Raw genomic sequence first — 8,889 nt, forward strand, 5'->3', positions numbered from 1 at the left:
GGCGATCAGCACTTCACCGGCGCGCGAGGATGCCCTTACTCTTCGAATGACGCCCGTCGGACCGTAAAAGGGGGCGCTTAATGAGCACCATCGGTTCCCAAGGATCGCCTGTTACTCCCGAGGTGTGGGAGCAGCAGGAGATGCGGGACGCGCTGGCCGCGCGCGACGTGTCCTCGGTGTACCGGCTGCTGCGCAGGCACGGGGTCTCCCAGCGCCAGATCGCGGCACTGACGGGTCAGTCGCAGTCCGAGGTCTCGGAGATCCTCAAGGGTCGCCAGGTCATGGCCTATGACGTGCTGGCCAGGATCGCCGACGGCCTCGACGTGCCGAGGGGCTACATGGGCCTCGCGTACGACGGGGGCACGGCCATGAGGGTGGTCGGTCCTCCCGACGACCCCCAGGCCGAGGAGGAAGAGTCGGTGAAACGGCGCATGTTCCTCGCCCACGCCGCCGCGATCACCATGGGCGCGTCGGTGTTCGGCGACAAGCAGGGCCACTGGGTCACCAACCCGACGCAGACCCCCGCCCGCGAACGGATCGGCAAGACCGACGTCCAGCAGGTCGAGGCCGCGACCAAGGCGCTGCGCGCGCTCGACTACCAGTACGGAGGGGGCACCTGCCGCGACGCGGTGGTCGCCCAGCTGTCCTGGGCCGAGCAGTTGCTGCGCGCCGACGCGGCCGAACCCGTTCGGCGCAGGCTCCAGCTGGCGCTCGCCGACCTGCACAGCCTCGCGGGCTGGACGTCCTTCGACACCGGCATGCTCGACCCGGCGCGCAACCACTTCGGCAAGGCGCTGCAGTTCGCCAAGCACAGTGAGCACAACGAGCTGGTCGCGAACATCCTCTACCGGATGGGCCGGGTGTACCTGCACTACGAGGCGCCCAACGACGCGCTCAAGCTCTTCCAGCTCGGCCAGCTCGCCGCGCAGGACTCCGGCTCGGCGCTGACGGTGGCCGTGCTCTGCGCGAACGAGGCCTGGGCCTACGCGATGATGGGCAAGCGGGACCAGGCCATGAAGATGGTCGGCCGCACCAAGGACGAGTTCGCCCGGGCCGACTTCGCGACGGCGCCGGACTGGGTCAAGTTCTTCACCGTCAACGACCTGCACGGGATGATCGGCTCGGTGCACCACTCGCTGGCCGGCATCGAGGAGTTCCGCGCCAAGCACGCGCCGCTCGCCGTCGCCGAGCTGATCAAGTGCACGCAGGGCTACGAGTCCGACATGAAGCGCACCCACGTGTTCGGCCTGAGCATGCTCGCCGCCGACCACATCCGGGCGGGCGACGTGGACCAGGGCCTGCGCGTCGGCCGGGTGGCCTTCGACATGGGCGAGGGCGTGAACTCGGTGCGGGTCGCCGACCGGATGAACCACATGCAGGAAGAGGCGGTCAGGTACCAGCACATCGGCGACGCCAAGGAGCTCGCCGACGACGTCCAGCAGTTCCGGCTGCGCACCGGCTCCCCGCACTTCCGGGGCAAGCTCGCGCCCGGGAACCCCAGTACGTGACGGTGGACGTGCAGGCGGGGACGAGCGGGCGCTACACCCGCCCGAAGCTCGCCACCGCGTTGCGGGCGATCTGCGACGCGGTCGGGCTGGACTCCCGGGGTGCGCGGCTGCTCCGCTTCGTCAACAACGCGGTGTTCCAGCTCGCGGCGCAGCCCGTCGTGGTCCGCATCGTCCTCTCCCCGTCCCTTCGGCATAGAGCTGACAACGTTGTCAAGGCCGCGGCCTGGCTCGCCGAGCACGACGTGCCCGCCGTTCGTCTGCTGCCGGGCATCGCTCAGCCGATCGAGGTCGACGGGCACATCGCGACGCTGTGGCAGTCGGTCCCGGAGAACGGTCCCCGGCCGACCGGCTTCGACCTGGCGCGACTGCTGCGCCGGATGCACGAGCTGCCGCACGCGCCGTTCACCTTCCGCAAGTGGGAACCGCTGCTGGACGTGCGGCGCAGGCTCGCCGACGCCGAGGAGCTGGACGGCGGCGACCGCGACTTCCTGGAGCTGCGCGTGGACGAGGTCGAGTCCGAGCTCGCCTCGCTGCGCTTTCCGTTGCGCCAGGGCGCGATCCACGGCGACGCCCACCTCGGCAACCTGATCTCCGGCAGCGCCGAGATGCTGCTGTGCGATCTGGACTCGGTCTGCGTCGGGCCGCGCGAGTGGGATCTGACGCCGCTCGCGGTCGGCATGCTGCGCTTCGGGCACGGGACCGAGCGGTACCGGGCGCTGGCGCGCGGCTACGGCTTCGACGTCACGCGCTGGCCGGGTTTCCGGGTCTTGCGGCAGGTCCGGGAGCTGAAGCTGACCACCGGCGTGCTGCCGATCCTGCGCAGCAACCCGGACGTCCGACCTGAGTTGGCGCGTAGGCTGAAAACCTTTCGTTCGGGTGACATGTCAGCCAAATGGACGCCCTATCAGTGAGCTGCTCGGCAGCTATGCTCACCGCCTTGTGGACGATGCCAAGCATGACAATCGTTCCCCAGAATGAGTTTGTCCGTAACGCAATCCTTCTGTAGGACGACATGCGGATGTCGGAGCTAAGTCAAGACCCGCGCTCTGGTTACCGCCAGTAACGGGCGGTTTCTCTCGGCGAGTCACGGTGTGTGCACAGCGGAGGGGTGGAGATGGTGTTGGGCATCGGTGGGCTCACAGGCAGGAAGTGGCACAGTCGCCGCGCGCTGCAGGCAGCTGAGATGTTGGACGAGGTCGTTGACAGCCAGTTGCCGCTGGTGACGGAGCTGTCGGAGGAGAGCAGGCGGCGTTCCGCCGAGTACCTGTCCGAGCTGGTCATGCTGGCTCAGGACTACCGGCACTTCGCTGCCGGCTGGATCGACCAGGCTGAGCTGGAGCGCAGGGGCAACGCCACCGTCGCGCGCCTGGAAGTGCTCAGCAAGCACCGCCTTCCCGCCCGGTTGACCGAGCAGGACTGAGCGACAACGGCCGTCCGTCCGACGTGGGGGCGCTGACGAACGGCCAGCACCGACTTCGACCGGGTGGGGACCTCCGCGACTCCCCGCCACGGTCACCTCAGCCGGGAGCCGCCCGTCCGAGCGCGGCGCCCAAGCCCACCGCAAGGGCCATGACCAGCAGTTCCGTCGTGATCCACGCCGCGAGGACCAGCCGTGAGCGCGCTGAAGCGCCCGGCGAGAGGCCGGGCAGCAGCCGGAAGCGCAACTGGGCGCCGATCCCGCCGAGCACGGCGAGCAGCACCGCCTTCACGATCACCAGCCAGCCGTAGCCCGTGCCGGTCAACGCGTCGAAGAGCGGCCGGTCCACCCGCACCGAGAGCTGGACGAGCCCGCTCACCGCGCCGCTGACCGCGACCGCGGCCAGGCAGCACGCGGCGAGCCGGGAGAACTTCGGCAGCACGCTCGCCAGCAGCGCGCGGTGCGGCGCCACCAGCACGAACACCGCGAGCAGACCGCCGACCCATGCCGAGGCCGCGAGCACGTGCACCGCCGTGGCCAGCATCGCGGGGGTGTGCCCGGCCGAGCCCGCCGCGTGGCCGGTGAGCGGTAGGGCGACCACGCCGAGCAGGGCCACCACGACGGGCAGTTCGACCGGGATGGTGCGGCTACGCGTGGTGACGAGGCTGAGCACTCCGAAGATCAACCCGCAGCCCGCCGTCACCAGGAGTGCTCGACCACTGCTGACCTGCGAGGAGTACTCCGCCAGATCGCCGATGCGCAGGCCGAGCCCGTTCGGCGACAGCTCGGCGGCTTGCCACCAGAGCAACGCGAGCGCGGCCAGCACCCAGACCGCGCCGAGGACCACCCCGGCCCGCTGGGCGGTCGCCGCCGCGGCCGAGGCCCTGCGCTCGCCACGGAGCAGCCAGCCGAGCACGCCGACGCCCACCGCGCCGATGCCGACCGCGTCCACGAGCAGTCGCACCACGGGCAGACCGATCCGGACGACGGCGCTGTCGGGCAGGCCGGGCAGGGCTGCGGGAGCGGTGGCGGCGACCCCGGCGAGCACGCTCGCGAGGGCCGCCACCAGCACGCCCGGTAACAGCAGCGCCCGGCCGCCGCGGTGGAGCACGGCCTAGCCCCGCGTGTTCGGCGCCCGGGAGAACCGGAGCGCGATCACCACGCCCGCGCCGAGCAGCACCGCGGCTCCGGCGAACCAGACCCACACGGGGAAGCCGCCGTTGGAATCGGCCTGGCGACCGGCGACAGCGGTCACGGTCGCCGCTTCCGAACCGCTGGGCGCGGGCGTGGCCGAATCGGCGGGCTTGGCACCGGACAGCGGGGTGCCGGGGCCGTCCTTGGTGAGGCGGAAGGACAGCTTGTCGCCGACCGGGTGGCCGTCTGCGGAGAGGATGCGGAAGGCGATCGTGTACTCACCGGCCGGGCCGAGCGGCGTGGCCGCGACCGTCACGGTGTTGTTCTCGACCTTCGGCTTGTCCGTCGCCCACCTGGTGCCGCCGGGGCCGGTCAGGGTCACCGTGTTGACCAGGTCGGCCGCCTGGACCTGCTGGTCGAACACCAGCTTCAGCTCGGTCGGGCTGGACTCGACCTGCGCGTCCTTCTTCGGGCTGCTGTCGACGAGGACGTTGTGCGCCAGCGCGGGACCGGCGCTGAGCACCAGCGCCAGCCCCGCCACCAGCAGTGCGGTGAGCGCGCGCCTCATGCCGAGGTCGCCTTGCGGCTGCGCGCGATCGCTCCGATGCCGAAGCCGACGCCGAGCGCGCCGACGACCAGGCCCGCGCCGCCGAGCATCCGCGCGGTGTTGTCGGCGGTCTCGGTCTTGGCTGCGGCGTCACCGCCGTGCGAGTGCGCGTCGCCGCCCGCCGCGGCCTTGGGGGTCAGCTTGAGCACGGGAGCGGGGCGCTCGGGCTCGGCGCCGTTGACCGGCAGCTGCTCCCACTTGACGACCTTGCCGTCGTCGTAGGTCTGCGCGGTGGGCATGACCAGCTTGTCGGTGTTCTCCGGGAGCTTGCCCATGGAGACCTCGAACTCGGCGAACTCGTTGTTGCCGATCTTCACGCCGGGGTCGGCGGTCCAGGTGATGGTGCGCACCGCCTCGGTGATCTTGCTGCCGTGCGATTCCACCGGCGTGGCCAGCGGCGCCTTGGTGACCTGGGCCTTCCAGCCGGGGACGGCCTTGGTGCGCACGGAGGTGAGCGGGTGCTCGGCGGGCAGGGTGACCTCGATCTTCACGGTGCCCGCGGTCGCGGACTCGTTCGGCACGCGGAAGGCGACCTTGGTGTAGCCGCCCTGCTCGGCGGTGCCGGGCTGCGCGGTGACGTGGGCGAGCGCGGGGGCCGCGGTGAGCAGCGTGGCGACTCCGGTGACGGCGAGCACGCCGAGGACGCGTCGGTATGACGACATGGCTTGGGGACTCCTGATGCGTTGGGAAGGGGTGAAGGCGCGTTTCAGGAGGTCAGCGGGGGGCCACGGCGGGCGTGCGTCCGGCGCAGCAGCACGTCGAGCGCGGTGATCAGGCCGGAGCGGGCGGGGATGACCGCGAGCAGCGGCGCGAAGACCGGCGGCTGCGGTGAACGGCGGGGGAGCACGGCGCCGAGCGCGGCGGCCATGCCGAAGATCGCGGACTCGGCGCCGACGAGCAGCGCCGCCGTGACGAGGGTCGCGACGACGTGCGCGGCGAGCATGGTCCAGGAGTCGGTCACCGCGCCGTGCTCGTGCAGCGTCAGCGCGTTGAGCAGCAGGTGCGTCGTGAGCTGGGCGGTGCCGAGCGTGGTGAGGATCGCCAGCGGGCCGCGCCGCTTGTCCGCGAAGGAGACCGCGACGGTGGCGATCAGCACGGTGAGCAGGACGGTCAGCGCGGTGTCCGGGGCGGAGCCGCCCGCCGCGACGTGGCCGACGGTGGCCAGTGCGGCCGAGGTGGTGGCGAGCAGGCACCCGCGGAGCGCTCGTAGCGCGCCGCGAACCGGGACCAGCCGTACCGCCACGAGCAGTGAGCGTAAGTCCTCTACCCATCGCGCGGGTGACCAGCGGGCTTACCTCACGTGATCAACAGTGCTGATCGTGTGTTTGGGCGACCTCGGATCGGGTAATCCCTGCGCCGTTCTCTGCGGCATCACACGGACGGGCTAAGCGGCGCGGACGCAGGTGCCGCGAGTGTTGCGCATTGTGGAACTGATTGCGACTGATGGAGCAGAAAGGGTGTCGGTTGGGCCACGGCGCCGGTGAGTCCGGTTGACCCCGCTACGCCGAACGGGTCAGGTTGGGATCGCTGAAGGCGGTCGGGGCCGGTCCACGTGACGGGTTCGCCTGGGGCACTGGGACCGGCCGCGTGGCGCTTCTGTTCGCTTTTGTGAAGGAGGGCGCGCCTAGCGGCGCACTGCACCGTGGCTACCGAGAACCCAGAACACCAGCGACAGGAAGACCACCGTCCCCTGGAACCTGAGGGGGCCACGACACTGCCCGGCGAACCGAGGACGCCGTCCTTGGCCGAGCGCCCCGGGCGGCTGGACCCCGTCGTGTTCGGGGTCGCGGCCGTCATCACGCTCGCCTTCATCGGCTGGGGCGTCTTCGGCACGGAGAGCCTGAGCACCGTCTCCGGCGCCATCCTGAAGTGGATCATCGCGAACGCGGGGTGGGCCTTCGTGCTCGCCGCGTCGGGCTTCGTGGTCTTCGCGCTGTGGCTGGCGCTGAGCCGCTACGGCAAGATCCCGCTCGGCAAGGACGGCGAGGAACCGGAGTTCCGCACCGTGTCCTGGGTGGCGATGATGTTCAGCGCCGGCATGGGCATCGGGCTGATGTTCTACGGCGTCAGCGAGCCGCTCACGCACTTCACCAGCCCGCCGCCCGGCACCGTCGCGCCGATGACGGACGAGGCGCTGGAGACGGCGATGGCCACCACCCTCTTCCACTGGACGCTGCACCCGTGGGCGATCTACGCGGTCGTCGGGCTCGCCATCGCCTACGGCAGCTTCCGCAGGGGCAGGCGCCAGCTGATCAGCGCCGTGTTCGAGCCGCTGATCGGCAAGAAGCAGGCCAACGGCCCGATCGGCAAGGCCATCGACGTGATGGCGATCTTCGCGACCCTCTTCGGCTCCGCCGCCTCGCTCGGCCTCGGCGCACTGCAGATCGGCCGAGGGCTGAAAGAGGTCGGCTGGATGGAGTCGGCGGGCACCACCGTGCTCGTGCTGATCATCGTGGTGCTGACCATCGCCTTCATCGCCTCCGCGGTCTCCGGCGTCGCCAAGGGCATCCAGTGGCTCTCCAACATCAACATGGTGCTGGCCGGACTGCTCGCGCTGTTCCTGTTCGTGGTCGGTCCGACGGTGCTGATCCTCAACCTGCTGCCCGCCTCGATCGGCCACTACTTCGCCGACGCCGCCGAGATGGCCGCGCGCACCGCCGCCAGCGGTGGTGACGCCATGGCCAGCTGGCTCGGTGACTGGACGATCTTCTACTGGGCGTGGTGGATCTCGTGGACGCCGTTCGTCGGCATGTTCGTCGCGCGGATCAGCCGTGGCCGCACCATCCGCCAGTTCGTCAGCGGCGTGATCCTGGTGCCCAGCATGGTCAGCCTGCTGTGGTTCGCGATCCTCGGCGGCACCGCGCTGAACTTCCAGCGCAACGGCGTGGACCTCGCCGGGGCGAGCGGCCAGGAGGCCAAGCTCTTCGGCGTGCTCCAGCAGTTCCCGGGCTGGGCGGGCATCGCGAGCGTCGTGGTGATGATCCTGGTGGCGATCTTCTTCGTGTCCGGGGCGGACGCCGCGTCGATCGTGATGGGGACGCTCTCGCAGCGCGGGTCGATCGAGCCGAAGAAGTCCATCGTCGTGTTCTGGGGCGCGCTGACCGGCGCGGTCGCCGCGGTGATGCTGATGGTCGGCGGGGCCACCGCGCTGGACGGCCTGCAGAAGCTGACGATCATCGCGGCCGTTCCGTTCGCCGCCGTGATGGTGGCGATGTGCCTCTCGCTTGCCAAGGACCTGCGCAGCGATCCGTTGGTGCGCAGGGAGAACAAGGGCCTTGAGGTCGTCGAGGCCGCCGTCATCCAGGGCACCGAGCAGTACGGCGAGGAGTTCGCGCTGGAGATCTGCGACGGCAACGGGAACGGCTCCAGCAACGGCAAGGTGCTGATCTCCGAGCCAGCCAAGACCTCTGAGACCGAGGCGCTGCGGTGAGCTTCTGGGAGTTCCTGGCTTCCCGGTGGGAGCAGGTGCTCGTGGACGCCTCGCTGCATGCGAGCGCCGTGCTCCAGTGCACGGTGATCGCCGCGGTGATCGGGGTCCTTGTCGGCGTCGGGGTGTACCGCAGCCCCGGCGGCTCGGCGGTCGCGACGGCGCTGACCAGCGCCATCCTGACCATTCCGTCCTTCGCCCTGCTGGGCCTGCTGATCCCCGTGCTGGGGCTCGGCGTCGCGCCGACGGTGACCGCGCTCGTGCTCTACGCGCTGCTGCCGATCGTGCGCAACACCATCGTCGGACTGTCCAGTGTGGACGGATCGGTGACGGACGCGGCGCGCGGCATCGGGATGAGCCGGGCCGGTGTGCTGACGCGGATCGAGCTGCGGCTGGCCTGGCCGTCGATCCTCGCCGGCATGCGGGTGAGCACGCAGATGCTCATGGGCATCGCGGCGATCGCCGCCTACGCCAAGGGGCCGGGGCTCGGCAACCTCATCTTCTCCGGCCTGCAACGGGTCGGCGGAGCGAACGCGGTGAACATGGCGGTCGCCGGAACCCTCGGTGTGATCGTGCTGGCCCTGGTGATCGACGGGCTGTGGGTGCTCGTCGGTCGACTGACCACCCCGAGGGGGATTCGGTGAACGGCAAGACCGGTGTGGAGATCCACCTCGACAACGTCAGCAAGCGCTACCCGGGGCAGAAGAGCGCCGCGGTGGACGAGGTCACCATGACCATCCCGGCGGGGGAGACGGTGGTCTTCGTCGGCCCCTCCGGCTGCGGCAAGACCACCACG

10 protein-coding genes are annotated in these 8,889 nt (G+C 70.5%); 6 read left to right on the forward strand and 4 right to left on the reverse strand.

Going from position 1 to position 8,889, the window contains the following annotated elements:
- Positions 1 to 80: 80 nt before the first annotated feature.
- The 3 genes from CCN37_RS20290 (at position 81) to CCN37_RS20300 (ending at position 2,928) form a co-directional block, all read left to right on the forward strand.
- Positions 81 to 1,508 carry a helix-turn-helix transcriptional regulator gene (locus CCN37_RS20290; protein WP_086823358.1) on the forward strand — a complete coding sequence of 476 codons (1,428 nt, stop codon included), beginning with the start codon at positions 81 to 83 and terminating at the stop codon, positions 1,506 to 1,508.
- Positions 1,505 to 2,419: a phosphotransferase enzyme family protein gene (locus tag CCN37_RS20295; RefSeq protein WP_246843173.1), complete on the forward strand. Its 915-nt coding sequence runs from the start codon at positions 1,505 to 1,507 to the stop codon at positions 2,417 to 2,419. Before CCN37_RS20290 ends, CCN37_RS20295 begins: the two co-directional genes overlap by 4 nt.
- 272 nt (positions 2,420 to 2,691) lie before the next feature.
- The gene (locus CCN37_RS20300; protein ID WP_246843174.1) at positions 2,692 to 2,928 is read left to right on the forward strand and encodes a hypothetical protein; all 237 of its coding nucleotides are present in this window, start codon (positions 2,692 to 2,694) and stop codon (positions 2,926 to 2,928) included.
- Positions 2,929 to 3,025: 97 nt separating this feature from the next.
- Here CCN37_RS20300 and CCN37_RS20305 read toward each other — a convergent pair whose 3' ends face one another.
- Genes CCN37_RS20305 through CCN37_RS20320 form a run of 4 tightly spaced genes read right to left on the reverse strand, consistent with a single transcriptional unit; the run spans position 3,026 to position 5,909 of the window.
- A complete protein-coding gene (locus tag CCN37_RS20305) occupies positions 3,026 to 4,036 on the reverse strand; it encodes a copper resistance D family protein (protein WP_086823361.1) in 1,011 nt (336 codons plus the stop codon).
- Positions 4,037 to 4,039: 3 nt separating this feature from the next.
- Positions 4,040 to 4,627, reverse strand: a complete 588-nt coding sequence (locus tag CCN37_RS20310) for a copper resistance CopC family protein (RefSeq protein ID WP_086823364.1) — start codon at positions 4,625 to 4,627, stop codon at positions 4,040 to 4,042.
- Positions 4,624 to 5,328, reverse strand: a complete 705-nt coding sequence (locus tag CCN37_RS20315; RefSeq protein WP_086823367.1) for a YcnI family protein — start codon at positions 5,326 to 5,328, stop codon at positions 4,624 to 4,626. Before CCN37_RS20315 ends, CCN37_RS20310 begins: the two co-directional genes overlap by 4 nt.
- A 44-nt stretch (positions 5,329 to 5,372) precedes the next feature.
- Positions 5,373 to 5,909, reverse strand: a complete 537-nt coding sequence (locus CCN37_RS20320; RefSeq protein WP_086823369.1) for a hypothetical protein — start codon at positions 5,907 to 5,909, stop codon at positions 5,373 to 5,375.
- 498 nt (positions 5,910 to 6,407) lie between these two features.
- Between CCN37_RS20320 and CCN37_RS20325 the strand changes: the two genes are divergently transcribed.
- The 3 genes from CCN37_RS20325 to CCN37_RS41605 form a co-directional block, all read left to right on the forward strand.
- Positions 6,408 to 8,096 (forward strand): BCCT family transporter, encoded by a 1,689-nt coding sequence (locus CCN37_RS20325; protein WP_086823372.1) that lies wholly within the window; start codon positions 6,408 to 6,410, stop codon positions 8,094 to 8,096.
- A complete protein-coding gene (locus CCN37_RS20330) occupies positions 8,093 to 8,737 on the forward strand; it encodes an ABC transporter permease (RefSeq protein ID WP_086823375.1) in 645 nt (214 codons plus the stop codon). The genes CCN37_RS20325 and CCN37_RS20330 overlap by 4 nt, the downstream gene beginning before the upstream one ends.
- Positions 8,734 to 8,889, forward strand: a 156-nt coding sequence (locus tag CCN37_RS41605; RefSeq protein ID WP_143261699.1) for an ATP-binding cassette domain-containing protein, incomplete at its 3' end; no start/stop codon positions are given. The genes CCN37_RS20330 and CCN37_RS41605, both read left to right, overlap by 4 nt.

Origin of the sequence: Allokutzneria sp. NRRL B-24872 (assembly GCF_002155965.1) — a bacterium.
GTDB lineage: Bacteria > Actinomycetota > Actinomycetes > Mycobacteriales > Pseudonocardiaceae > Allokutzneria.